Below are 25859 nucleotides of genomic sequence, written 5' to 3'. Positions count from 1 at the left end.
ATTCATTTGCCCATAGATGGTATGTAGAAGGCACGCGCGTTGTAAAATACCGATCGACAAGACAATTATCTTACTGTGTCCATAGTAACGATCGAACACAATCTCGAAGATTACTTTCGATCGACTACTCACTCACAGACAAAGACTGTAATAACATAAATTATTATCGAAGATTGAGGTTAATCATGAAATTTCGCGGATTAGTCGCCGCTCTCCTAGCCATCTGTATTGGCTTGTTGACGGCTTGCAGTGATGCGCCCGTATCGGCAACAACTGTACTTACTTATGAAGATATTCGGGGCACGGGGCTGGCTAACAATTGTCCTGTCATCGACGACACTAGCCGAGGAGCCATTCCGCTGGATGCAGCCAAGACTTACCAGTTTGTGGATATGTGCATCCAACCCACCAATTACTTTGTTAAAGAAGAACCTCAAAACAAACGTCAAGAAGCAGAATTTGTAGCTGGTAAGCTAGTCACCCGCGCGACTTCTAGTCTCGACCAGATTAGAGGTACGGTGTCTTTGTCTGACGATCGCACCCTGACTTTCAAAGAAGAGGACGGAATTGACTTCCAAGCTATCACAGTCAAGATGCCTGGGGGAGAGCTAGTACCTTTCTTGTTTACCGTTAAAGAGTTAACTGCAAGTAGTCAACCTGGAGTCGAAAGTATCAATACTTCAACTGATTTCGCAGGCGAGTACAAAGTGCCCTCCTATCGCGGTTCGGTGTTCCTCGATCCTAAAGGTCGCGGTGTTGCCAGTGGTTACGACAACGCCAACGCTCTTCAAGCCGAAGCCAAAAGCCGTGAAGGCGATCGCAAAAATACCAAACGCGCTCAGACTGGAAAAGGTAAAATCAACTTTGAAGTTGCCAAGGTCAACAGTGCCACTGGCGAAATCGCCGGGATTTTTGAAAGCGAACAACCTTCCGATACCGACTTAGGTGCTCTAGATCCTAAGGAAGTCAAAATTCGCGGTCTATTCTACGCTCGTTTAGAAGCTAAATCTTAATCTAGGGAATAGGGGATAGGGGACAGGGGATAGTTTCTAGCTCCAGACTTTATCTTCGATCGACTTAGATATCTTCACAGGTGCCGTATCGTTAACGATACGGCACCTGTTGTTTTTAAAGACTGATTTTCCCTACCCCCTACCCCCTATCCCCTATCCCCTATCCCCCTATTCCCTACCCCCTATCCCCTATAATGAAAACTCGTTATCGAGGTGAAACTACACTATGGGTCGTGCTAAAAAAGTTGTGCTTGCTTATTCTGGTGGGGTAGACACATCTGTGTGTATTCCCTATCTCAAACAAGAGTGGGGGGTCGAAGAAGTAATTACCCTTGCCGCAGATTTGGGACAGGGAGATGAATTAGAACCGATTCGCCAAAAAGCTTTAAATTCTGGTGCGAGCGTGTCGCTGGTTGCCAATGCGACAGAACGTTTTATCGCCGATTATGCGTTTCCCGCACTCAAGGCAAATGCTCTCTACGAAAATCGCTATCCACTTTCGACAGCTCTAGCGCGTCCCTTGATTGCTAAATTGCTAGTTGAAGCCGCTGAAGAATATGGTGCCGATGCCGTGGCTCACGGTTGTACGGGCAAAGGTAATGACCAAGTGCGATTTGACGTATCCATCGCCGCTCTCAATCCTAATTTAAAAGTGCTAGCCCCGGCCCGGGAATGGGGGATGAGCCGCGAACAAACGATTGCGTATGGCGAAAAATGCGGGATTCCATCACCCGTGAAAAAATCTTCACCCTACAGTGTGGATCTTAATTTATTGGGTCGTAGTATCGAAGCTGGGCCGCTCGAAGACCCTTGGGTAGAACCCCTAGAAGAAGTTTACGCCCTCACCAAAGCGATCGAGAATACGCCTAACGAACCAGAATACATCGAAATTGGCTTCGATCGGGGTAGTCCAGTTAGTATCGATGGTGAAGCTCTAAATCCCGTAAGTCTGATTACCAAATTGAATCAACTAGTCGGCAATCACGGTATTGGCCGCATCGACATGGTAGAAAATCGGCTCGTCGGTATCAAATCGCGAGAAATCTATGAAGTTCCCGCCTTATCCGTGCTGATCCAAGCACACCGAGAGCTAGAGAGTCTTACCCTCACTGGCGATGTCACCCAATACAAACGGGGGATTGAAGAGACTTACAGCAAAATTGTTTACAACGGTCTGTGGTATTCGCCCCTTAAAGCTGCCTTAGATGCCTTTATCGAGCAAACCCAAGCCAGAGTTTCTGGAACCATCCGGATTAAGCTATTTAAGGGCAATGCAACGATGGTCGGACGGAAGTCAGATTACAGTCTCTACGATATGGACTTAGCTACCTACGGCGAAGACGATCTCTTCGACCACAAAGCGGCTGAAGGCTTTATCTATGTCTGGGGTCTACCGACACGAGTCTGGTCACAGCGGAACAGATAGGAGTGGATGGGTGGATGGGTGATGGATTTTGGATTTTGGATTTAGAAAAAAATGCTCCCCTTTCCCAGCCTTCTCACTTATCCACCATTCACCATCCATTATCCACTAATCTTAAAGTGCTGCTTCAAAACATCTAGGGGCGATCGATCCCAGTAGTCGATATGACTGATAATTAAATCTGCATCATTGAGTGTTAGTTCGCTTTTGCCAGGGATTTCGATCCTTGGATGCCAGGGTAGGGGTGTATTCCAGCTTAACAACCAGCGCGTGGTAATTAGTCGATCGACTCGATCGATTTCATACATTTCTAAGTGCGGATGCTCGAACCATTTCTGGATAAACTCGATCGTTTTCCGATAGCGAGGTAATCCACGAAATTGTGTCAGTGGGTCTTTAAAATATACGTCTTCAGCATAAATCTCATAACTTTGATCGAACGGAAATTTGGCATAGTCTTGACGTAAAGTTGTAATAATATCCATATTTTTGCGATCGATACTTTATAAATTTACTAGTTAACGTCAGTTCGGGTTAAGAGATGCCTGGAGACTGGAAGTCTCGGCTTTTGCTACGAAGTCCGCCCCGATTTCAATCAGCGGCGGTAATGGAGCAAAGCCAATATCCTTAACCCGAACTGAGGTTAGTTAAGTAGCAACTTAAGTCAGCGATCCACTATCCACTATCCACTATCTTCTACGAACCAGCAGTGAGAACGATACGGCTAATCAGCTCATTTTCGACCGACAATTTTGGTTGCCGTAAATAAGCACAAATCATCTCATTCGTTACATGATGTTGTTGCTTGTTCTGAAATACTGACAGCACGGTCAGGATCGTAACGATATCTTTAGGTCTGAGCGGAATAAACCGACCGCCAATCTGTGGAGACAATAACTTGGGTAAGCAAGTTGGTAACTGCTGAATATCGGCCATCAAATTGTCTTGGCGCAGCAAGCACAATCGATCGAGTCCGAAGTCTTTATACACCAAAAGTCGAGTACAAGCTTCCTCCACGCGCTCTAGATCTAAAAATGGCAGCACGCAAATTCCCAGATGAACTTGAGGTCGATCGACAGGGCGACAAATTAATTTAAAATCGATTAGCCCTTGATTCCGTCCGGTGGGAGCGATCCGATCGATTCGTTCGACGCAGACATTGGCGATCGGGCGATCGATGGTTAGTGATAGCTGCAATAATAATCCTGCGGCCAGTCTTTGTTTATCTTCTAGCGGTTGAGATAGTTCCGAGAGCGATACATGCCATTCGATCGCAAAAGCCGTTGCGACCGGATGTAAATCGGCAATCGAGAGGTGGGAGTCTGAAATAGTCATCTTACCCGTAATTTAGCATCTAATGCTGCTAAGACGAAAATCGATCGAAAAATCTTTAAACTAGGATTACATACCCAATCAAAATTTTAGACAAGATGACAGAAACACGATCGGCACGAGACCTATTTCAGGCAGCTTACGAAAATCGCTATACATGGGAGCCGAATTTTCCTGGCTACACTGCCACAGTAGAATTTAAGCATGGCGATCTAGTCTTGACTGGCACAGTTGCCGTCAAAGCAAATCTGAGTGCTGAGGTCGCGGGGATCGACGATGAAGAAGCTCGCAAAGCCATTCTCGGACAGCTCAACGAAGTTGCCATCCATCGCGTGCGCCGCACTTTTGAATCAACTCATGGCAAAAACACTTTTTCCTATGGCGAAACCGACGCTACAGGTGCAGTAGAAATTCTCATGGGTGGTAAATCTGAAGGCGATCGGTACAAACTCCGTAATAATGAAGTCTGTCACGTTCACCGTCACATTCACGGTATCGTCGTGACGATCGATACCTTCAGCAGTCACGATACTGGTGCTGGCTATCTATCTCATCGCTACGACTCGGTTTATGCCGATCCGCAAACGGGAGAAGTCAAAGGCGGTAAGATCGTCTTTGAAGACAACTATCAAAAAGTCGGCAACTACCAAATTCTCAGTCAGCGAATCATTCAAGCTGAAGAAAATGGGCAGCCTACTACTACTGAGTTTAACTTCACCAATATCGAGCTATTACCCGATCGAGTCGAAGCTGTAGCCGCAACAGTCTAGGTTTTAAGCTTTAGGCTTTAGGTTTTAGGCTTTAGGCTTTAGGGAATACGGACAAGGCAAAAAATACCCTATTCTCTAACAGCTAATCCCTAATACCTAAAGCCTTTCATTGGATAATCACCAAGATTATGAGATGCTAAATCTAGTCAGAGACGTTGGCTTGTAGGAGTGTTATATCAAAATGCTGGCATATATCTTAGCTGTCTTGGTGGGTACGGGTAGCGTCGGTTTGTACGCCGCAGCCTTCTTATTGCCGGAAATCCATCGCAAAAATGATTTTATTTGGAGTGGAGTCGGCCTTTTTTACGCTCTGTTCTTATGGCTGTATGCACATCAAGTCACAGGGGGCATCTTAGTCGGACAGACTTCCAGTGTTGTATTGATGGGATGGTTTGCATGGCAAATAGTCAAAATGCGCCGCCAATTAGTAGCCGTCGAGCGGCAAGCTTCAATTACCAGCACGGCTAAAACCGCCGAGCCAGAGGCCAATCGATCTTCGGTGCCCAAAGCAGCTAAACCTCCTGCCAAAACAGCAACTTCTACCAAATCTACTCCCCCCAGCGTCCCGCCTGCAAAATCTCCTGGAGCGAGCGTCGCTGCTAATACCACCGCACCAGCAACCATTCCATCGCGTCAGAGCAAGCCACCCGCACCAAACCAGATCCCACTCTCTGAAGTAAAAATTCCGCCAGCTCGACAGCCTGTCGTCACTGAAGCAACCAAAGTACCGCCGCAATCAGTTGTATCGCCGCCTCAACCCCCTGCTAAACAGTCAGTTGCCACACCGCCGAGCAATCTCTCTACAAGTACCTCACAGAATCCAGCAGCAAAACCCGATTCTGGTTCCAATATTCAACCGACGACTCCAACAGCACCCAAATCCGAGCCTGTCGTAAATACTCAACCAACAACTCTAGCCGCCAAACCTGATTCTGGTTCCAATATTCAACCGACGACTCCAACAGTAACCAAATCCGAACCTGCTGCAAATCTTCAATCAACAACTCCAGAGCAGCCTGAGGATGAAGCCTGGATTCAATTAGAACTCAAACCATCTTCGCCCAAACCCCTCGGCGGCGCAGTGAAGCCGCCGACACCCGCGCCTAGCACTCCAGAACCACTGCCATCATCGCCACTCATCCCAGAAACCGTCGCCAAAAATACCCCAACTGACGCCACCCAAACTACAGTCAAAGTTGAAGATCGAAAGCCAGATCGAGACTAATTATAGATAACAGTCGATCGAATATCGATCGGCAATACCGATCTGAGGTCTAAATTTCGATCTTCATAACCAGATTTTTTCCCCCGCTCCCCGCTAGACTTTTATGACCGAAACTATTTTCAGTAAAATCATTCGTAAAGAAATTCCGGCAGATATCGTCTATGAAGACGATCTGGTAATGGCTTTCCGCGACGTCAATCCGCAAGCACCCGTTCATATTCTAATTATCCCCAAACGTCCGATCGTGTCGATGGCCGATGCGACCCCTGAGGATACCGAACTTTTAGGTTATCTTTTGTTAACAGTTGCGAGAGTAGCTGCTCAGGAAGGTTTGAAAGAAGGTTACCGAATTGTTATCAATACTGGCAAAGATGGCGGTCAGACAGTATTTCACTTACATCTGCACTTATTAGGTCAACGTATGATGACTTGGCCGCCCGGTTGATCTGACGATCGATTAATTTTATTTATGAGTCTTATAATCTAACTGAATAACAGGCTCCAAGCTAGTTCTAGAGCTTTGTTTTCTGCTGCGATCCCCTTGTATTTCCCAGATATCGATCGAAATCAAAAATAAAATTGTGAAAACGCTTTACAAACCTCAACACATGCTCTAATATGAAGACATGGGTTGGGCAACCGACACCGTACCTTGAAAATTCATAGCAATCATAAACAAATGACCACTACCTTACAACGTCGCGAAAGCGCAAATGTATGGGAACGTTTTTGTAGCTGGATCACATCCACCGAAAACCGCATTTATGTTGGTTGGTTCGGTGTACTGATGGTTCCTACATTACTTTCCGCAACTATCTGTTTCATCATCGCTTTCATCGCTGCTCCTCCTGTAGACATCGATGGTATTCGCGAACCAGTTGCTGGTTCCTTGATGTTCGGTAACAACATCATTTCTGGTGCTGTTATTCCTTCTTCCAACGCAATCGGTCTTCACTTCTACCCCATCTGGGAAGCTGCTTCCCTCGATGAGTGGTTGTACAACGGTGGTCCTTACCAACTCGTAGTATTCCACTTCTTGATCGGTGTATTCTGCTACATGGGTCGTGAGTGGGAACTTTCCTACCGTTTAGGTATGCGTCCTTGGATCTGTGTTGCTTACTCTGCACCTGTTGCAGCAGCAACCGCAGTATTCTTAATCTACCCCATCGGTCAAGGTTCGTTCTCTGACGGTATGCCTTTAGGTATCTCCGGTACGTTCAACTTCATGATCGTCTTCCAAGCAGAGCACAACATCTTAATGCACCCCTTCCACATGCTCGGCGTAGCAGGTGTCTTCGGTGGTAGCTTGTTCTCCGCAATGCACGGTTCCTTGGTAACTTCCTCCTTAGTTCGGGAAACAACTGAAGTTGAAAGCCAAAACTACGGATACAAATTCGGACAAGAAGAAGAAACATACAACATCGTCGCAGCACACGGCTACTTCGGTCGGTTAATCTTCCAATACGCTTCCTTCAACAACTCCCGTTCCTTGCACTTCTTCTTAGGTGCATGGCCTGTAGTTGGAATCTGGTTCACCTCCTTGGGTGTAAGCACCATGGCGTTCAACCTCAACGGTTTCAACTTCAACCAATCTGTAGTTGACTCACAAGGTCGTGGCATCAACACTTGGGCAGACATCATCAACCGCGCTAACTTGGGTATGGAAGTAATGCACGAGCGTAATGCTCACAACTTCCCGCTCGACTTGGCTGCTGGTGAAGCTACTCCTGTTGCTTTGACTGCTCCTTCCATCAACGGTTAATACCTGTTTGATTTGAGAGATTAAAAACCCCCCTGATACTTAGGTGTCAGGGGGGTTTTTGCGTTGGGGGTAAAAGAGGCTTTAGGCTTTAGGGATGAGGCACTACATACCTAACACCTAACACCTAACACCTAGTCTGATTGGGGTAACTCGCTCATGCCTTCTAGATCCAGAACTTGGGCTAATAACTCTGGTTCCATCAATCCTTGCTCTAAGATGATTTGACGGAGAGATTTACCTGTGGCTAGAGATTCTTTGGCGACGTTGGCGGCGTTGAGATAACCGATATGCGTATTGAGTGCGGTTACCAATGCCAAACTGCCTTCGGCATAGTTACGACAACGTTCGGGATTGGCTGTTATCCCAACGATACATTGGTCGGTTAATGCGTGAATTGCATTCCCTAAGATCTCGATACTGTGAATCAGATCGTAGGCAATGAGGGGCATCATCACATTTAATTCTAATTGTCCAGCTTGGGCAGCCATTTCGATCGATCGATCGAATCCCATCACCTGAAAACAAACCATCGAGATCATTTCTGCCATGACGGGATTGTACTTTCCAGGCATAATTGACGAGCCAGGTTGGACGGGAGGGAGCTGAATTTCTTTAAAGCCTGTCTTGGGGCCAGAATCCATCAATCGCAGGTCGTGGGAGATTTTCACTAGGTCTGCGGCGAGATTGCGCAGGCTGCCAGACACATTTACAAATGGTGCCATACTCTGCATCGCAGCCATCAAATGTGGCGCGACGGTTAGGGGTTGACCGATTAATTCTCCCAAAATCCGCGCTACAGTCGATCGATATTCGGGATGAGTATTTAATCCCGTACCGACAGCACTACCACCCAAACCTAATTTCGTGAGGTCGCTGGCTGCACTGGCAATTCTGGCGTGATGGTCGCGTAATATCTGCGCGAATGCACCAAATGTATCGCCCAGTCGCACCGGGACGGCATCTTGCATGTGCGTCCGCCCCGATTTGACGATCGATTGGAATTCTACCGCTTTTTTGTCCAATGCGGCGATCGCGCTCTCTAGTGCGGGATTTAAGGTGTGCTTCAGGGCGAGCAATCCCCCTACGCGAATGGCGGTAGGGATTACATCATTTGTAGATTGACCGTAATTCACATGGTCGTTGGGATTGACGCGCTGATAATTGCCCTTAATGTCGCCCAAGAGTTCCAGCGCGCGGTTGGCTAAGACTTCGTTGACATTCATATGGTGGGAAGTTCCCGCGCCAGCTTGATAAACATCTACGACAAATTGCTCGCGTAAATTGCCTTGCAAGATTTCGTCAGCGGCTGTGATAATAGCTTCACTGACTGCGGGATCGATACAACCCAAGCTACCATTAGCAATCGCGGCGGCTTTTTTGATTAACACACACGCATCGACATATGTCGCCAGTGGCTTTAAGCCGCTAATTGGGAAATTCTCGATCGCGCGTAATGTTTGAATCCCATAGTAGGCAGATGCTGGGATCTGGCGTTCTCCCATCGAATCTCGCTCGATCCGGCAATCATCTAGATTTGTCAAGGCTAAATCCTCACTAAATTTAACTATTATTGCTAATATTGTCGATCTAAATTAGATCGGTTCGATCTCTAGTCAAAATCTTAAGACACGCTCGTATCTTGAAGCTACAAATTCACTGAAGTGTCGGCGATTTTGTACGTTTTTATATTTTTAGCTAATTTCAATTGAGTATTATATTATACAAGATTTGTCTGTTTTGCTAGATCTTCTGCTGGCTATGGGATCGAGGCCGATCGACGATTGGATCTTGCGATCTTGTATCTAAATTAGTAACTTCCAATTCATAAATATTTATCGATCGTTGCTACGTATTCACTGATTTTACTGTTGCTTAAGAAAATTGCTGCTCTAGTAAAGGCGATCCAAGCTGCTAAATTAAGCTATTTTGCTGAAAAATTTAGATATTGCAATTTTTTTATTATTTAACTATTGATATTTTCAATTAGCTGTGAAATTCCTCTAGTCTCAAGCTGATTTCTACGCCACTTTACTGAAATAGATGGCACTATCTACAAGCCCCTCAGAAGTTGGGCTACGATCGAATTACAAGAACTTTGTTTCTGAAAAGCTTTTACATTTTAAACATCCATTTTGGATAGATACAGACAATGGTGTAAAGAGTAATTTGTACTAAAGAAAAGGAGATTTATAATGAAAATAAAACAGTTTACAAACTTACTGGGGATTTCAACTTCGCTGAAAATTGCCGCAGCTAGCAGTTTAGCTATAGGTTTCGCCGCAATTATTCCTGCGGAATCCGTTAAAGCAGTTGTACTTAATAGTGGACAATTAGTTTTTCAAGACGGGACGACAAATTTCTTTGAAGGGGTAAATCCTGTTGCTGGTGACACATTTGCTGTCCAATTTAACCCTGGATCGTTGGCGTTTGTTACTGATGCAAGTGAATCTTTCAGTGGATCTTTCCCTGTTATTCCTTTGGCATATACTATAACGCCTTCTGCTTTAGCAACTTTCGCGTTTGATGCTGTTAACGCGCCCAATACCTTTGATTACAGACTGACAAGTGGTAACCTAGCCTTTACTTTCACTAACGGTGTAAATCTTACTGTTGCGAATAACTCACTATTCAGGGGTTCCTTTAATGCGGCTACTCGTGGAGTAGATTTTGGGGTTATAGATAGTACGGGATCTTTCTTTTCAAATGCTGATGGGTTAGTACCAACAGCTACATTAGCATTTAGTTTTGGTGATATTCCTGGCGGTAATAGTGGTGGATATAGTATTGCAGCCTCACCAGTTCCTGAGCCTTTCACTATTATCGGGACGATTATTGGTGGTACAGCAGCTTTTCGGATGAGAAAGAAATTGGCTAGCTCTAATAAAAATTAGACTATTTTTAAAGTAATCAGATGGTTGATATGTGTTAAAAGTCAACGCTCTCTACGCCAAAAACGCCAGGGATAAAGCTTAGCAACAGCTAAGTTTTACCCCAATTTGCTTTATAATGTTGTGCCGATCGCTCTGTAAGATCGAATTCTGAACCAATTTCGTGGGCTTCGAGGATCGCGCCTGGTTGCGGTAAGCTGTTGAATGACGATTCGCGACAGAAATTATGGCAACTATTAATAATAACTACCTCAAACTCAAAGCTGGCTACTTGTTCCCCGAAATCGCGCGGCGCGTCAATGCTTTCGCTCAAGCCAATCCCGACGCGCCGATTATCCGCTTGGGAATTGGTGATGTCACCGAACCATTGCCAGTGGCTTGTCGCACGGCGATGACAAATGCGATCGAGGATATGGGAGATCGATCGAAATTTAAAGGTTATGGACCCGAACAAGGTTATGCTTGGTTGCGCGAAGCGATCGCCAAGCATGATTTTCAGGCACGAGGATGTACGATCGATGCTGACGAAATCTTCATCTCCGATGGCTCAAAATGCGACTGTGGAAACATTCTAGACATCTTCGGCCACGATAACACGATCGCGGTCACCGACCCGGTATATCCTGTTTATGTCGATACCAATGTCATGGCGGGTAATACTGGCGATGCTAATGATAAGGGCGAGTATGGTGGTTTGGTATATCTGCCGATTACCGCTGAAAATGATTTTACCGCTCAAATTCCTAGCCAGAAAGTCGATCTGATCTATCTCTGTTTCCCCAACAATCCGACAGGTGCGACGGCTACCAAAGCACATCTGCAAGCGTGGGTAGATTATGCCAAAGCCAATGGCTCGATTATCTTCTTCGATGCAGCTTATGAAGCTTTTATCACCGATCCGAGTTTACCGCATTCGATCTATGAAATCGACGGGGCGCGGGATTGCGCGATCGAGTTTCGGTCTTTTTCCAAAAATGCTGGCTTTACAGGTACCCGTTGCGCGCTGACAGTAGTACCCAAAACCCTCACCGCCAAAGCTGCCGATGGTAGCGATGTCGAGCTATGGAAACTATGGAATCGCCGCCAATCAACTAAATTCAATGGTGTCTCCTACATCGTTCAACGCGGTGCGGAAGCGGTTTATTCACCCGAAGGCACAGCTCAAGTCAAAGAACTAATTAGCTTTTACATGGAGAACGCCCAAATTATTCGCAAAGAACTAACCGCTGCGGGATTGCAAGTTTTTGGCGGGATTAATGCACCATATGTATGGGTAAAAACTCCAAATGGTTTATCTAGTTGGGAATTCTTCGATAAGTTACTGACAAATTGCTTTGTTGTCGGTACTCCTGGTTCTGGTTTTGGTGCTGCGGGTGAAGGTTATTTCCGCATTTCGGCATTTAATAGTCGGGCAAATGTCGAAACAGCAATGCAACGGATCGCAGATAAATTCAAGATTCAGTAGATGCATAAAACCCGACTTCTTGAATAAATTGGGTTTTTAAAATCACAGATAAATCTAATATGTAACCAAATAAATATCCCCGATTTCTTGAATAAGTCGGGGATATAAAAGGTGGTAACTCACTTTTTTGGAAACTTTACTTATTCGGCGGCAACCGCACGAACATCTATAACTTGGCCAGATGCATCTGGAGTATTGGGTGTCGATCGAGTAGTTTTAGATTGCAGTTTTGTCTTAGCGACTTGTGCGACTTCCGACACTAATAGAGAAATAATTAGGGTATCGTCAACTAATCCAGCAAAAGGTAGAAAGTCAGGAATCAAATCGATCGGGCTGAGTAAGTAAGCGATCGATGCAGCTACTACCCACCAACGATATTTAGGATTTTGTAATAAACCACGATACCAGTTGTGCAGAGATTGAATATTGAAGTTCATCGCTTGATTCCTGATGTGCTTTTGTCGATACTTACATCATCTCAAATTCCCAGCATTTGTACAGGTACGGTAAACCCATTTTTTATGGTGGTTGTTCCCACTTAGGGGTGGATGGGTGGATGAGTAATTGGTAATGGGTGATGAGTAAAAGAACAATTATTGCTTTCTAGTCACCCCCTGTTCCCGTCCCCCAGTCTCTTATACCCAGATTCAAGACACAGAAGACTAAGCAACGTTACCGAACAAAAAATGAGTCATTTCGCCACAGATGCCTTCTAGTTCGATCCGGCTCGATTCTGGCAATCCAAAGCCGATGTAACTAAGTACTTCTTCCCAGGCTTGCAGTTCTGCCATTGTCTGCACTTGACGCAATTTTTCAGCATAAAAATTGTGCCAAAACAGCGGTGCGATATGGTCGTATTTTTTCCAGCGTTTGCGCCAAGCGCGAACATCTCGATGATTTGGTAAGGCTACACCGACGATCGGTGGTAGATCGGCATAACTGACAAAGGTACTCGTCTTTTTGCCAACCACATGTATCACATATCGCCAACAATTGACTTTGTAAATCTCATCTGGCGATCGCTTCAGGTGCATGGCTACAGCAGATTTAGTCACAAATCGACTCTGCGGATTGGTGACTACTGGCGAGGGCGCGGGTTTGGGCGAGGCTAACAACATTTGAGGACACCAAAAAGGGGCGAAGGAATTATTGGTGATGCACGGAGTCGGGGTAGGTTGAAAGAACCGATTTGAATATTAGGTAGGCTCACTAATATTATAGTACATTTTTACCAAAATGGGTATGAATGAAGCTCGATCGTAACCTGAATTTCGATCGAAATTCAAGCCCCCACATATGGCGTGGCAGCACTATCTCGACGCTATTTTCGAGGGGGTAGAGGGTAGATGAGGTGGATAGTGAATAGTGAATAGGTTTTAGAGCTACGTTTCTAGTTTTTCTCTGTCTCCCCATCTCCCTGTCTCACACACCACCACTGATACACTCACCCTCAGAATTGGGAAACCTAGAGATATACCTTCAACCTCGAAGCTGGATTGCTTGAGTGCATTGGCGCAGCCACCGCGAATGAAGATCTCCATCCGTTCGACTATCCCAATAAATTATGGCTACTATCGTTTCCACCTCTCCGATTCAACGACTGACGAACAATATTGCCCAACAGATTGTCGGCAAGGATCGACCGATCCAGCTCGTATTGACAGCTCTGCTGGCTGGGGGACACGTATTATTAGAAGATGTACCTGGAGTTGGCAAAACGTTACTGGCTAAATCTCTAGCTAAATCGATCGATGGTAAATTTGGGCGGATTCAATGTACTCCCGATTTGCTGCCATCTGATATCACGGGGACGAATATCTGGAATCCGGGTAGTCGAGAATTTGAATTTATTCCTGGGCCGATTTTTACGAATATTTTGCTGGCAGATGAGATCAATCGGGCGACTCCGCGCACTCAATCGGCACTATTAGAAGTAATGGAAGAACGACAGGTGACTTTGGATGGACATTCGCGTCCGGTGGCGGCACCTTTTTTTGTAATTGCGACCCAAAATCCGATCGAGTCGCACGGAACATTTGCATTGCCAGAAGCCCAGATGGATCGATTCACGATCTCTTTGAGTTTGGGATATCCAGATGCGGCTGAAGAGATGCAAATGTTACAAGGATTGGCGACGGGAACGTCAGTCAATAATCTCGAACCCTGTATTACTACCGCTCAACTCCAAGATCTTCAACTCCAATGTCAGCAAGTCAAATTAGACCCCGCGATCGCTAAATATATTGTCGAGCTAGTGCGGGCAACGCGCAATGATAGTGAAATTAGCCTCGGTGTCAGTCCGCGCGGCTCGGTCGCGCTCTATCGTGCGACTCAGGCTTGGGCATGGTTGCACGGACGTTCGTATGCGCTACCAGATGACGTGAAAGATTTGGCAGTATATGTACTCTCACACCGGATTATGACTAATGGCGGTGGTCGCGGTACGCATGTCATCGAGCGAATCTTGCAATCGGTACCTGTCGATCGTCCCGGTCAAAAGCCGAGCTAAGGTTACTCACATCTTGCACCAGATCCAAAATCGTTAGTAAAGTGGGGTAAAGGGGAAAGGTTAAAGGGGAAAGGAATTCTCAAGCAAGTCATCTATCCTTTACCCCTTCCCCCTTACCCTTTCCCCAGACATCACTAGTATCTATATTGGTGCAAGATGTGAGGTTACTAAGCCAAGCGGTGTGGTCTGCTGGCGATCGCGCGATCGCTAGCGAATACATAAAAGTAAATAAAGTGTCTTTTGTTGTATTTTTACAACTAAAAACCTGCTCTTGTCTCATCTCTAATCTCTATCCATAGCCAGATCGGTTATCTTGATGAGTATGAAAAACTGAGAATTAGTTGGGAGAAGATCTCGATGGAAATAGAGCGTGCTGAGGCAATTGTTAAAGAACTTCTAGCTCCAAAATATCTAAATCCACCTCAACAATTGGTCTTTAGGGCGGCTTGGGCGGGTAGATCTTATCGCGATTTGGCCGCAGCCGCTGGGTACGACTTTAACTATATCAAAGGCGTCGGCGCGCAAGTATGGCGGATGTTATCCGCAGCGACGCAGCAGAAAGTCTCTAAAACTAATTTTCGGCAGATAATCGAATCTTTTGCTACCAAGATCGCGCCACCGCCGAGCGTAGTCGAGCCAATCTACTCGCAAATCGATTGGGGAGAAGGGATGGATGTCTCGGCATTTTACGGACGAGAATTAGAACGCGATCGATTACACCGTTGGCTGGGCAAAGATCGCTGTCGGCTGGTGGCAATTTTGGGCATGGGTGGCATGGGCAAAACAACCATCGCGGTCGAATTGGTTCAAGAATTGCAAGCTGCCATGCGTAACTCGATCGAAGATGGCGCACCGGAAGATCCCGATCGATTTAGCTATATTCTGTGGCGGAGTCTACTCAATGCGCCACCGCTTAAAGAATTACTGCCAGAATTAATCCGCACGTTGATTTTATCGCCACGTTTGAAAACCAGTTCCAGTGCGACAGGGCGACAGCTAACGAGCGATCGATTGCAATTGGAACTAATGCCCAAAACAGTACCAGGGCAAATTGAATTGTTACTCGAAATTTGCCAGCATCACCGCTGTCTGATCGTCTTAGACAATGGCGAATCGATTTTTCAGGCTGGGGCGCGGGTAGGACAATATCGCCCTGGATATGCCGATTATGGCGATCTGTTCAGTACGCTCGGACGGATGAATCATCAGAGTTGTCTGTTGCTTACCAGTCGCGAAAAACCGACGCAAATCAGTCAGCTCGAAGGAGTCGATGCCAAAGTCCGCACGCTGATGTTACCAGGATTGGATGCAGTCGCCGGACAACAAATTTTTGCAGATCGTGGTTGTAAGCCTGTGGTGCCAATAGAATGGGCGGAGGTCGATCGGTATTGCGGTGGCAATCCGCTGGCTTTTCAACTGATTGCGGCAGCGGTGCAGGAGGTGGCAGATGGTGATGTGAGTGAAATTTTCCCCTACTTACGAGCTAATAAGTTAGGCTTTGCCGATATTCACATTTTGCTAGAGCAGCAGTGGGAACGTTTGACATCGGAGGAACAGCAGGTGATGTACTGGCTGGCAATCGGTCGCGAACCGATGCCGATTGCCGATTTGGAGACAGCACTACATCCGGCGTGGAATCGCCAACCTCCAGGCAATTTAGAACTGAGTGCTCCAGAAGGTAGCCTGGGTAATTCATCTTTGCTGACTGTGCTTCAGTCGCTCCGGCGGCGGAGTACTATTTCAAATTCATCTGGGATCGATCGTGGGAGACATCACTGGTCGTTACAGCCGATGGTGATGGAATATGTCACGAGTAAATTTGTCGAGCGTATTTGCACGGAGATCGAGCGGGAGCAACCGTTGTTGCTCGATACCCATCCGATCGCCCAAGCTAATGCTAAAGAGTATCTGCGACAGGCACAATTACGACTGATTGTCAAACCTACACTCGATCGACTGCGCACTAATATCGGCAATCCACAACATATCGGTCAGCATCTGCGTCGCATCCTCGCTGACTGGCAAGCGCGAAATTCGTTGCAACCAGGATATTTGGCGGGTAATATCCTCAATTTTTTAATCGATCTCAAGCTAGATCTGACCGATCTAGACTGTTCGGAGTTGGTCGTTCGGCAGGCATATTTAGTCGGTAGCGATTTAGCAGGGGTCAACTTTACCAATGCCCAGATGGTCGATTGTGCTTTTACCCAAACTTTTAGTAGCATCCTGGCGATCGCCTATCATCCTACTGCCGATACTCTAGCCGCCAGCGACAGCAATGGCGATATTCGGCTCTGGTGCGTCAGCGACGGCCAATGTTTGCTGACTTGTTCGGGACATACCAACTGGGTACGATCGATTAAATTTAGTCCCGATGGCAGGTATCTAGCCAGCTCTAGCGACGATCGGACGATCGCGATTTGGGATCTGCAAGATGGTGGCGTCTGTGTGAGAACCCTCGGCGAGGGCATTCATAGCTTGGGATTGAGTTTTAGCCCCAACGGTCGCTATCTCGCTAGCGGCAGCACGAATAATATTATTTATTATTGGGACCTGCAAACTGGTCAATGCGTGCGCCAATTTACAGGGCATCAACATTGGTCGATGTGTGTTTGCTTTCACCCCCAAGGACACCAATTAGTCAGTGGTAGTGCCGATGGTACAGTCCGGATCTGGGATGTTGCCAACGGTAAATGCGATCGGGTCTACAACGGCCATGAAAACTGGGTCACAACCGTCGATTATAGTCCCGATGGGGAAAGCCTCCTCAGTGGCAGTCTCGATGGTACCTTGCGCCTCTGGGATGCCACCACAGCAACAGATGAGCCGTTGGAAGATCTACAAGTTTGTCGGCTGGTCTTAACCGAACATGGGGATGAAATTTGGTCGGCGGCATTTAATCCAGATGGAACGCGGTTTGCAAGTGCGGGCGTCGGCGGATTGTTGCGAATTTGGCGGACGGCAGACGGTCACTGCCTACATCATCTAGAGGGACATCACGATCGGTTATGGTCGGTGGCATTTCACCCGCAGGGTCATCAGCTTGCCAGTGGCGGCGAAGATCGGACGATTCGGTTGTGGCAGATTAGCGATGGGAAATGTTTGCAAGCCCTTAATGGCTATACCAATTGGTTTCGATCGATCGCCTGGACTCCCGATGCCCAAAGGCTGATTACTGCCAGTCGCGATGCTTTAGTCCGGGTGTGGTCGATCGAAGATCGGACTTGTTTGACGCAATTAGCGGGACATAGTAAGTCTGTAACTGCGGTCGCTGCCGATCCTCAAGGTCGGACGTTTGCTAGTAGTGGTGACGATCGCACGATTAGAATTTGGGATGCTCGCTCTTTGAACTGCGACCAAATTTTACGCGGACATCAAGGCGGAATTCTCGCCCTAACTTATAGTCCCAATGGGCACTATCTAGCCAGCGGCGGTAGCGATTGCAGTATTAGAGTTTGGGATACCCAACGGTGGCGATGTCTGTCCGTGCGCACCGGACATACCGATCGCATCGGCGGTTTAGCTTATCATCCCACACTCGATCTGATTGCGAGTGCGAGTGAGGATCGGACGGTCAAAATCTGGAATTTGCACGATAAGACGCCATTGCAGACACTCTCCCAACATACCAATCGCGCGATCTCAGTGGCTTTCGACCCGCGCGGTACGATTCTGGCAAGTGGAGGAATGGACAGCCAAGTCTTGCTTTGGGATGTGGATACGGGAGCACTATGTCATTCGCTCGTCGGACATGAAGGCTGGATTTTGTCGTTAGCTTATAGTCCCGATGGTAAATGGCTATTCAGCGGTGCTTCTGACTACACTATCAAAATTTGGTCGATGGAGACTGGACTATGCACGGATACGCTCACGGGGCATCAAAGCTGGATCTGGTCGGTAGCGGTGAGTTCCTGCGCGCGGTACTTAGCCAGTGCCAGCGAAGATGAAACGATTCGGCTCTGGGATTTAAATGATGGCAATCTACTTTCTACTCGTCGCGCCCACCGCCCGTATGAGGGGATGAATATTACTGGTGTCCAAGGACTGACTAAAGCCCAAGTTAACGATCTCAAAACGCTAGGCGCGCAAGATTAACAATTGCTAGAAAATTCTATTTATTCATCTGGATCGATGCCCAAAGCGCGTAATTTAGCTGCTAATCGTCGGCTGTGGGTAGGTATCTGGGTAGCTCGTACTGGTACATAGCAATAATGCTGTAAACAAACAACCTACGTCTATTTTATCCTAGCGATCGCCGCCTAGCGTTACATCACATCAAGCGAACGGCAAAATCGGTAGGGGTAATTCATGAATAACCCCTACCGATTTCGCAGCGAGTGGTGAAATCATTTAAGCCAATTAAGGCAGATAATTTCACTAATATTAAAGCTGATATGAATCGATCGCTCTAGATCGGCGATAGTCAACTATCCACTATTCACTATCTATTACCTAAGCTCCCATCAAGCCGTAAGCGGACATCCGCATAATTTCGCCAGTGTTGAAGCCGATATTGCTCAACGCTTCACCGTAGGCAATCATAAAGTCTTCAACTAGCGCATCCTTTTCCATCCCCAACACCTTGGCATCTTTGGCGACATTGTTTAACATCTTCCACACCAAGGGTAGATTTTGACGGTTGGCAGTTTGTAGTTCGGCTTTGGAAGCTTCAAAGTTGTCATGGAGCCAGACTTCGCCAAAATTGAGGTGCATGTACTCGTCTTTGACTACCGCTTCAGTAATCTTTTTAGCAAAATCATCCGCAACTGGAATATAGATGTTGTAAGCGGCGATCGCAAAACACTCGATAATTAAGGATTGGATCAACAGACAAGTGACGATGTTTCCTGCTGCTGCCGCAACTTGAAAGTTTTCGTGGAGTTGGGCAAAAAATTCCTTAGCAAATCCCAGATCTGGAGTTACCGCTAAGTTCCGCGCGCAGGCTTCAAACCCCTTCTTGTGGCGCAGTTCCATTTTGGATAACTTGACTAGATCGTCCTGGAAATCTGGCAATAAACCACTTAGTGTAATATAGTTTTCATGCGCTTCCTGTTCGCCTTCGATTACGATCGCATCGATCCGACTGTAGGCATCTTTGTAGATTTCACTGGTAAAGTTAAGTTCCAAACTGGCTGCCATCTGCACCATGAGTTCGATTTCTCCTATGGGTCCGAATAATATTTAATTTTACGCAGCCGCTAAGTGGCTGTTCCTTTGTGTAAAGATGTAACGTTAGTGTAATCTTTTGCTCGCTAATCTAAAGATTTGTTTTTATTTGCAAACTTTACTATCTTAACCGATCGCAGGCCAAAACCGTGCATAAGTTATCCGATTCTGACTATTTTCGATGGTGGCAAGTTTTAAACTGGCTGCTTTTATTCATTGGGGCTAGTCTGATGATGGCACCGCTAGCGGTGGTTGTCATCACCTCGCTGACTCCAGTTGGGGCGACGGCTAATGGTTTTAGCTTTCCCGAACGACTAGCATTTGCCAATTATCAAGCGGCTTGGAGTCAGGGTAACTTTCTCCTCGCCTTTGCCAATTCCACTTTTACAGCATTAGCTGTAACTGCGGCACAGATCTTTACATCTGCGCTAGCAGGTTATGCCCTCGCTCGCTTAAAATTTCGGGGTCGTCAAGCCCTGCTGTTGCTGGTACTAGCTACGTTGGTCATTCCGTTTCAACTTTTAGTCATTCCTATTTTTTTGCTCTTAAAGTGGGGACACCTGCTCAACACATATAGTTCCCTAATTCTCCCCAGTGCGGCCAGTGGTTTTGGGATTTACTTACTCCGACAATTTTTTTCGACTATTCCGATCGAACTCGAACAAGCTGCCAGTCTCGACGGTGCCAATCGATTGCAGATTTTGTGGCGAATTGTGCTGCCGCTATCTCGCCCCGCACTAATAACGCTATTTTTGTTTACTTTCATCGGCGAGTGGAATGACTTATTCAAGCCGCTAATTTTTACGACCCGTCCCGAACTGCGTACTGTCCAACTGGCTCTGGCTGAATTTCAAGAACAATTTACCAATAGCTGGCAACTGATGATGGCCGCAGTTGGCATTGCAACATTACCGATCGTAGTGTTATTTCCGATCGGTCAAAAGCAGTTTATTCAAGGTGTTGCTAACACGGGGATTAAAGAGTAGCAGCTTGGTAGAAAGAGGCGGATCGTGTTCTTCGTTCCCAGTCGTGGCAACTCGAATCGCTATCCTAAGATCCTAAATTCCGAATCCTTAACCTGGTTCTGGAGTCTAAAACTCAATCGCCAAGTAAACTGAACCCCAAAAAACCAGATCTTTTTGCCCTCTACCTGGAGCCTAAAGCCTAACCCTTGGCTCAGGGAGAGATCCGAAAATACGGGTACTGAATCGGAATGCCTGGTTCCTTTTCGAGGTCGAAATTAATTACTTTCCAGCAGGGTTCGGTATTGGCGGCGGGGCTAAACTCGACGGGGAGACCGAATAGACGGGGAAGAACGGGTTGCTCGGTTGCACCAGTCCAGGAATGATGTCGATCTCTACTGGAAGCTTCGCCGACGAGATAACTACCGATCAATTCGCGATAGCGTTCGGCGATAATCACCTTAGTCGCGCGAAAGCCTTGCGTGTAGAGTTTATCCAAAGCATCATGAATCTCAAATCGGATGCCATCGGGGTGAGTGTGTTGGCGATACCATTCACCATCCCATAGACACCAATGTCGGCTGGATTGAAGATGTACCAATTCACCCGTATGCGGATTTGCCTCGAACGCCCCATGTCTAGAGCACAAATAAGTATCGGTAAGTGTCAGAGCTGGAATCGTTTGCCGACAATGGGGACACTGAATCTCTGGGCCGAAAATGGGATATTGAAGAGCAAAGTTCATGTCAGGAGCGCGGCGATTGGGATTTCCGTGCGGGATAAGTAAAAAAGATGGCGAGCCGTAAGTCTATTTTCTTGCATTATACTTTACCCTCCCTCTTCGATACCAGCCCAACATCGATTCAGATCGACATTCGATCGTTTTTCTATATTTGTGGGAATTATAATTCTAGCCACATGTATGGCTCGATACGTTCGCGTAGCGTGCCGCTGGCCATCGCGACATCTGTGTGGGCACAATGTCCCCTAGAATTGCGGACCCAGATGGCCACAGATTCGTGTCGAGTTGGCGATCGTATTTGTGGCATCTTTCTATCGATCTTTAAGGCCCTAAAATATGATTAAAGCGATTCTCTTACCGTATCGGCCACACCTCAGATGTTTGGCAAGTTCGATCGAGCTTTACTAACATTAGTAGTCGCAGGTTGATATCTCGATCGAGTAATGTGGGTAAAATAAGATCGGTACGGTTACTTCTATCTAAAATGTAGTAAATCATTATTCAAAATTTTATCTGCCCGATCGTTCATTTAGGTCTTGAAGATCTACGTAAAAACAGCTCGAATGGCTTATTTGTCGCTATTTATTGACGATAGAAGAGGTCGAGGCGATCGCAACTAAAATTTAACTCACTCAATTCAGACTGTTATTTGACCACTTAAAAGGTCGATCTTAGCTTTTCTCGAATTGAGCTATAAAAATATCTGTTTAGGAACAGGAAAATGGACGATAACAAGCAGCAGATCGTGCACTACTTCATTGAAGAAGCACAGGAACATCTAGAAACAGTAGAACAAGGATTATTAGACTTAGCAGAAGTTATCTCCGATGCAGAACGAGTCAACGAAATGTTTCGAGCCGCTCACTCGATTAAAGGTGGGGCAGCTATGCTGGGCTTTAGTGGTATCCAAGCAACCGCACATAAATTAGAAGATTGTTTCAAGATTTTACGCGATCATCCGGTACCGATCGATCGCCGACTGGAAAGTCTATTTCTCCAAGGTTACGATGCGCTTAAAGCCTTAGTTGAAGAATTAGCCAACTCGCCTACCTTGAGCTTGCGTCCAGAAGTTGTCGATAGCATTTTATCTGGCTCGGCTGCTAATTTTGTCGAGTTGCAAGAGTATCTTGAAGAGATGCTCAATATTCATACTCAAGATAATACTAAAGAAGCACCAGCGGTCGCCGCGCCCAAAGAAATGGCTGTCGGTAACACTGCGGTCATGGCTCCACCCGTTAATGTCGTGGCAACCGTGACGACGACCCTTCAGCAAATGTTAGCCTTATTCAAGCAAGGCGACAATCCAGCCAATCGCCAACAATTAGTCAGTGTGGCACAATCTTTGAGCGCGATCCAGCCAAATGCAGCTAATTGGCAAGCTCTAGTCCAAACCACCACTCAAGCGATCGCCAATCCCCACAACACTTATAATGCTGTAGCTCCACTCGTCATTCGCGAGATCAAACAAGCTGGCGATTTACTCGCCGCAGGTCGCGATAGCGAGATTACCGCCTCAGCGCAGCTCCAGCAATCCGTCGCCACCGTGGCTCCAGTCGCACCGACACCTGTTGTCGCTCCGACCGCAGCAGCACAAATTACGATTCCTGTGGACGTTCGCGGCGCAGCTCAAGGCATCTTGCAAAACTTCAGTCGCCAACAAGTTACCGAATTGGTGGTACTGCTACACCGCGTCATCTCAAACTCTAAGCAAAATTAGTCGCACCCAAATCTGGGGGCACATCTTGCCATCTACCCTCACCCACAGCGCGAATTGCTTCGGTGAGGCTGACTTCTCCCGTATATAGCGCGCGACCGACAATTACGCCTGTAACGCCGAGTGTAGATAGCGACAGCAGGTTGAGTAAATCCCGCACGCTACTGACTCCCCCCGAAGCGATGACGGGAATTTCTACCCCGCCAGCTAACTCTCGCAGGGCTTCCAAATTGGGTCCTGCGAGCGTACCATCGCGGTGAATATCTGTATAAATAATCGCTGCCACACCCATTGCCGCCATCCGACTAGCCAACTCCGTGGCTGATACTTCCGAAGTTTCCAACCAGCCTTTGGTGGCAACTTTGCCATCGCGTGCATCGATACCAACAACAATTTGACGCGGATATCGCTGACATAAATCTGCTACTAATTGCGGTTGTTCTACGGCTACCGTTCCCAGAATAGCCCGATCGACACCTAATTTTAATAATTCTGACACGCTCGCTCCATCGCGCAGTCCGCCACCAACTTGGATTTGAATTTGCCGATCGGTTGTATTCTTGACTACTTCTACAATACTGGCGATCGCCGACAGATTGACCGGATGTCCGGCTTTGGCACCATCTAAATCTACCAAATGTAGCTTGGTAGCCCCTTGTTCGATCCAATCGCGAGCCATATCTGCGGGGTTGTCATTAAATACCTGTGACTTGTCATAATCGCCCTGATACAGCCGCACACATTTACCATCCAAAAGATCGATCGCTGGGAAAATATCCATAGGTTTGACAATAAGAAAAAAAGAGAGCCTCGATCGAATTATACGCAAAAAATCATTAGAGCTGTCCGATTTAAAAACGATTCGTTCGATCGAAATCTGTCATAGATTGACTCAATTGTTAACAATTTTCCGCCGTCTAACCGGATGCCCTACCTGCTATCCGCTCTTTAGGGATCGGTTTTCCTACCACAATCGCCATGGGTGTAAGCGACAATAGAGAAGTTCAAATCAATAAATTGGACCATGATTGTTTCTAATTGGCGTAAGGCATTAATGCCGATCGTATTGTCAGTAGTTTTAATCTTTACAGGCTGTTCGAGTAAAGAACCTTCAAAGTACGCCGCAACTCAAAAAGAGACTTCGGGTCGCAACGCACCCGCCGCAGTCGCCAAAAAAGCCGAATCTGGCGGCGACTTTAATAAATATTTCCCTCAAGGTGCTAGTGGCTACTCGCGGGTATTCTCCCAAGAGAAGAAGGGCTTTGCTGAAGCCAAACTCAACAAAGATGGTAAAAACGTTGCCGTACTCTCCATCAGCGACACAATTAGCTTACCCGCAGCAGCTAAGAAATATGAAAATAGTATCAGCAAACTGAATAACTATCCACTAGTAGATGATGCCAAGCTCAAAAGCACTTCGGTATTAGTCAATAACCGTTACCAAGTTAAAGTAGCTTCTCGCGATCCTTCCTTTACGGCTGAAGATCGTCAAATGTGGCTCCAAAAGTTTAACTTAGGTGGATTATCCACACTCAAGTAGTAGATTAATAGTTGTATTATCTGTAGGAGTCATCTGTGAGCAAAGCAATTTTTGAACTAGTAGATGAGTTGCCCACTGGGGGTTTAACCGTCATGTCATTGAATGCCCTAGATTTTATCATTCCCGGACAATGGCAGAATCTTGTCGGCTTCGATAACACCATTAAAGTCGTCACTGGCACTGACGATCCCGACTACATTCAAGCGATCGGCGAACGCGCAGTCGCTCTGTACAATGACAAGGGCGAAGGCTATCAAACTGCAATGTGGCTCTACAATACTGTAGATTCCGGCTCTAGTGCCCTTGGTGCGGCAGCCTTGGCCAATAAAATCGGCGAAAAGGTTTCGCTGTTGGGCTTTTTGGGTAATATTACCCCCAAAGCAGAAACCGCCCAAACGATCGATTTAAGTGTCAAACTAGTTGCCGAAATCGTCGCTTTTTGTCAAATTAATGGCATTCCTGGCGATAGTGTGGGCGATTTCTTAGCTGCTTTAGGCGATTACGGCGGTGAGTCGCTGATGCGGATGGCGGCATTAATTTGTTTCGATGGCTTAATTCCCCTCGGGCCAGATTTTATCAGCATGGTGATGGATAAAATGGGCGGCATGTCCCCTCGCGAACTAGAAGGTAACCAGACCTTCAAAAGCATCAAAGACCAAGTTCCAGGCGGCGATACGGGCGGACAGTTGGGCTTTATTACCCAGAGCTTTAGCTCCGTCAGCGGTTGGATGAGCGACTTTGTCAATTCTCGCGGTTTGACGCCACAAACCGTCGTCGGCAATCTCCGCAACTTTGTAGACATCACCGATGATAAGCTCGATTATCTAGGTGCATTTCTGGATGTGAGCACCAATTATTATGCCCATACCGGAACTCAGACGCTAGCCCGACGCCTCATCGAACGCGCCGCTGCCGAAATCTAGACTAACCTACGGTCGGGCATTTTGCACTCTGTAGAACGCTCGATCGACCGGAAATTAGCGATCGACCCCAATTTCCGGTCGATCGCTTGCCATGCAGCCAAAACTTGGTATAATATCAATCTAGACTTACGGCAGCATAGCCAAGTGGTAAGGCAGAGGTCTGCAAAACCTCCATCCCCCAGTTCAAATCTGGGTGCTGCCTCTTCTCGAAACCTCGCAATACGCGGGGTTTTCGTGTTTCTATCGATCGGGAGAATTTAATCTGGTGAGATGTAGTAGCCAATGTCGTCATAACATTAGTAAGCAGCACGATCGATCGACATTTAAATGTAGTAACGACAGTTTAGATGATTACATTCAAAGATAGGCCAATGAAACTGGACATTTCGATAGACGCCATCGAGAAATCGCTCTAATCGAATCTG

23 protein-coding genes and 1 tRNA gene are annotated in these 25859 nt (G+C 46.7%); 15 read left to right on the top strand and 9 right to left on the bottom strand.

Features of this window, described 5'->3' with window-relative positions; all coding sequences use genetic code 11:
- Positions 1–185: 185 nt before the first annotated feature.
- Together psbO and CHA6605_RS20105 are read left to right on the top strand one after the other, a co-directional pair.
- Positions 186–1013, top strand: a complete 828-nt coding sequence (psbO, locus tag CHA6605_RS20110; RefSeq protein WP_015161225.1) for a photosystem II manganese-stabilizing polypeptide — start codon at positions 186–188, stop codon at positions 1011–1013.
- Positions 1014–1239: 226 nt separating this feature from the next.
- Positions 1240–2439: an argininosuccinate synthase gene (locus CHA6605_RS20105; protein WP_015161224.1), complete on the top strand. Its 1200-nt coding sequence runs from the start codon at positions 1240–1242 to the stop codon at positions 2437–2439.
- Between the two features lie 98 nt (positions 2440–2537).
- Here CHA6605_RS20105 and CHA6605_RS20100 read toward each other — a convergent pair whose 3' ends face one another.
- Positions 2538–2921 (bottom strand): DUF2358 domain-containing protein, encoded by a 384-nt coding sequence (locus tag CHA6605_RS20100; protein ID WP_015161223.1) that lies wholly within the window; start codon positions 2919–2921, stop codon positions 2538–2540.
- Between the two features lie 211 nt (positions 2922–3132).
- Positions 3133–3771 carry a hypothetical protein gene (locus CHA6605_RS20095; protein WP_041548330.1) on the bottom strand — a complete coding sequence of 213 codons (639 nt, stop codon included), beginning with the start codon at positions 3769–3771 and terminating at the stop codon, positions 3133–3135.
- A 95-nt stretch (positions 3772–3866) separates the two neighbouring features.
- Between CHA6605_RS20095 and CHA6605_RS20090 the strand changes: the two genes are divergently transcribed.
- The 4 genes from CHA6605_RS20090 (at position 3867) to psbA (ending at position 7525) form a co-directional block, all read left to right on the top strand.
- A complete protein-coding gene (locus CHA6605_RS20090; protein WP_015161222.1) occupies positions 3867–4538 on the top strand; it encodes a DUF3386 domain-containing protein in 672 nt (223 codons plus the stop codon).
- A gap of 181 nt (positions 4539–4719) precedes the next feature.
- Positions 4720–5763 carry a Ycf66 family protein gene (locus CHA6605_RS31855; protein WP_015161221.1) on the top strand — a complete coding sequence of 348 codons (1044 nt, stop codon included), beginning with the start codon at positions 4720–4722 and terminating at the stop codon, positions 5761–5763.
- Positions 5764–5866: 103 nt separating this feature from the next.
- Positions 5867–6208 (top strand): histidine triad nucleotide-binding protein, encoded by a 342-nt coding sequence (locus CHA6605_RS20080; protein WP_015161220.1) that lies wholly within the window; start codon positions 5867–5869, stop codon positions 6206–6208.
- A 234-nt stretch (positions 6209–6442) separates the two neighbouring features.
- The gene (psbA, locus tag CHA6605_RS20075) at positions 6443–7525 is read left to right on the top strand and encodes a photosystem II q(b) protein (protein WP_015161219.1); all 1083 of its coding nucleotides are present in this window, start codon (positions 6443–6445) and stop codon (positions 7523–7525) included.
- Between the two features lie 131 nt (positions 7526–7656).
- Here the strand turns inward: psbA and CHA6605_RS20070 are convergent, their stop codons facing one another.
- Entirely contained in the window at positions 7657–9066 is a 1410-nt protein-coding gene (locus CHA6605_RS20070) for an aspartate ammonia-lyase (protein ID WP_015161218.1), read from the bottom strand.
- Between the two features lie 651 nt (positions 9067–9717).
- Between CHA6605_RS20070 and CHA6605_RS20065 the strand changes: the two genes are divergently transcribed.
- Both CHA6605_RS20065 and CHA6605_RS20060 read left to right on the top strand, forming a co-directional pair.
- Positions 9718–10416, top strand: coding sequence for a PEP-CTERM sorting domain-containing protein (locus CHA6605_RS20065; RefSeq protein ID WP_015161217.1), 699 nt, complete (start codon positions 9718–9720; stop codon positions 10414–10416).
- Positions 10417–10639: 223 nt separating this feature from the next.
- Positions 10640–11878, top strand: coding sequence for an LL-diaminopimelate aminotransferase (locus tag CHA6605_RS20060; protein ID WP_015161216.1), 1239 nt, complete (start codon positions 10640–10642; stop codon positions 11876–11878).
- Between the two features lie 140 nt (positions 11879–12018).
- Here CHA6605_RS20060 and CHA6605_RS20055 read toward each other — a convergent pair whose 3' ends face one another.
- The 3 genes from CHA6605_RS20055 to CHA6605_RS34375 all read right to left on the bottom strand — a co-directional run bounded on the left by CHA6605_RS20055 (position 12019) and on the right by CHA6605_RS34375 (position 13419).
- On the bottom strand, positions 12019–12315 hold the full coding sequence (locus tag CHA6605_RS20055; protein WP_015161215.1) for a YkvA family protein: 297 nt from the start codon (positions 12313–12315) through the stop codon (positions 12019–12021).
- Positions 12316–12540: 225 nt separating this feature from the next.
- Positions 12541–12996 (bottom strand): hypothetical protein, encoded by a 456-nt coding sequence (locus CHA6605_RS20050; protein ID WP_015161214.1) that lies wholly within the window; start codon positions 12994–12996, stop codon positions 12541–12543.
- Positions 12997–13260: 264 nt separating this feature from the next.
- Positions 13261–13419, bottom strand: a complete 159-nt coding sequence (locus CHA6605_RS34375) for a hypothetical protein (RefSeq protein WP_157260044.1) — start codon at positions 13417–13419, stop codon at positions 13261–13263.
- 23 nt (positions 13420–13442) lie between these two features.
- Here CHA6605_RS34375 and CHA6605_RS20045 point away from each other — a divergent pair, with 23 nt between their 5' ends.
- A complete protein-coding gene (locus CHA6605_RS20045; protein ID WP_015161213.1) occupies positions 13443–14387 on the top strand; it encodes an AAA family ATPase in 945 nt (314 codons plus the stop codon).
- 357 nt (positions 14388–14744) lie between these two features.
- Positions 14745–18482, top strand: a complete 3738-nt coding sequence (locus tag CHA6605_RS20035) for a WD40 repeat domain-containing protein (RefSeq protein WP_015161211.1) — start codon at positions 14745–14747, stop codon at positions 18480–18482.
- A 357-nt stretch (positions 18483–18839) separates the two neighbouring features.
- Here the strand turns inward: CHA6605_RS20035 and CHA6605_RS20030 are convergent, their stop codons facing one another.
- Complete coding sequence (locus CHA6605_RS20030; protein ID WP_015161210.1) at positions 18840–19535, bottom strand: aldehyde oxygenase (deformylating); 696 nt, start codon at positions 19533–19535, stop codon at positions 18840–18842.
- A gap of 248 nt (positions 19536–19783) precedes the next feature.
- On the opposite strand from CHA6605_RS20030, the gene CHA6605_RS20025 reads away from it, so the two are divergent.
- Positions 19784–20539, top strand: a complete 756-nt coding sequence (locus tag CHA6605_RS20025; RefSeq protein WP_086936338.1) for a carbohydrate ABC transporter permease — start codon at positions 19784–19786, stop codon at positions 20537–20539.
- Positions 20540–20729: 190 nt separating this feature from the next.
- Here the strand turns inward: CHA6605_RS20025 and CHA6605_RS20020 are convergent, their stop codons facing one another.
- Positions 20730–21260, bottom strand: a complete 531-nt coding sequence (locus tag CHA6605_RS20020) for a TIGR02652 family protein (protein WP_015161208.1) — start codon at positions 21258–21260, stop codon at positions 20730–20732.
- Positions 21261–21978: 718 nt separating this feature from the next.
- Between CHA6605_RS20020 and CHA6605_RS20010 the strand changes: the two genes are divergently transcribed.
- Positions 21979–22974 carry an Hpt domain-containing protein gene (locus tag CHA6605_RS20010; RefSeq protein WP_015161207.1) on the top strand — a complete coding sequence of 332 codons (996 nt, stop codon included), beginning with the start codon at positions 21979–21981 and terminating at the stop codon, positions 22972–22974.
- On the opposite strand, the gene hisA is transcribed toward CHA6605_RS20010, so the two are convergent.
- On the bottom strand, positions 22961–23752 hold the full coding sequence (gene hisA / locus CHA6605_RS20005; RefSeq protein ID WP_015161206.1) for a 1-(5-phosphoribosyl)-5-[(5-phosphoribosylamino)methylideneamino]imidazole-4-carboxamide isomerase: 792 nt from the start codon (positions 23750–23752) through the stop codon (positions 22961–22963). The genes CHA6605_RS20010 and hisA overlap by 14 nt on opposite strands.
- Positions 23753–23995: 243 nt before the next feature.
- On the opposite strand from hisA, the gene CHA6605_RS20000 reads away from it, so the two are divergent.
- The 3 genes from CHA6605_RS20000 to CHA6605_RS19990 all read left to right on the top strand — a co-directional run bounded on the left by CHA6605_RS20000 (position 23996) and on the right by CHA6605_RS19990 (position 25636).
- Positions 23996–24511, top strand: coding sequence for a hypothetical protein (locus tag CHA6605_RS20000; RefSeq protein WP_041548323.1), 516 nt, complete (start codon positions 23996–23998; stop codon positions 24509–24511).
- Positions 24512–24546: 35 nt separating this feature from the next.
- Positions 24547–25434, top strand: coding sequence for a hypothetical protein (locus tag CHA6605_RS19995; protein WP_015161204.1), 888 nt, complete (start codon positions 24547–24549; stop codon positions 25432–25434).
- A 130-nt stretch (positions 25435–25564) separates the two neighbouring features.
- Positions 25565–25636, top strand: a tRNA-Cys gene (locus tag CHA6605_RS19990).
- The last annotated feature ends 223 nt before the right edge of the window (positions 25637–25859 follow it).

It is taken from the genome of Chamaesiphon minutus PCC 6605, from assembly GCF_000317145.1.
Lineage (GTDB): Bacteria > Cyanobacteriota > Cyanobacteriia > Cyanobacteriales > Chamaesiphonaceae > Chamaesiphon > Chamaesiphon minutus.
This window is presented reverse-complemented; position numbering and strand designations above follow the sequence as displayed.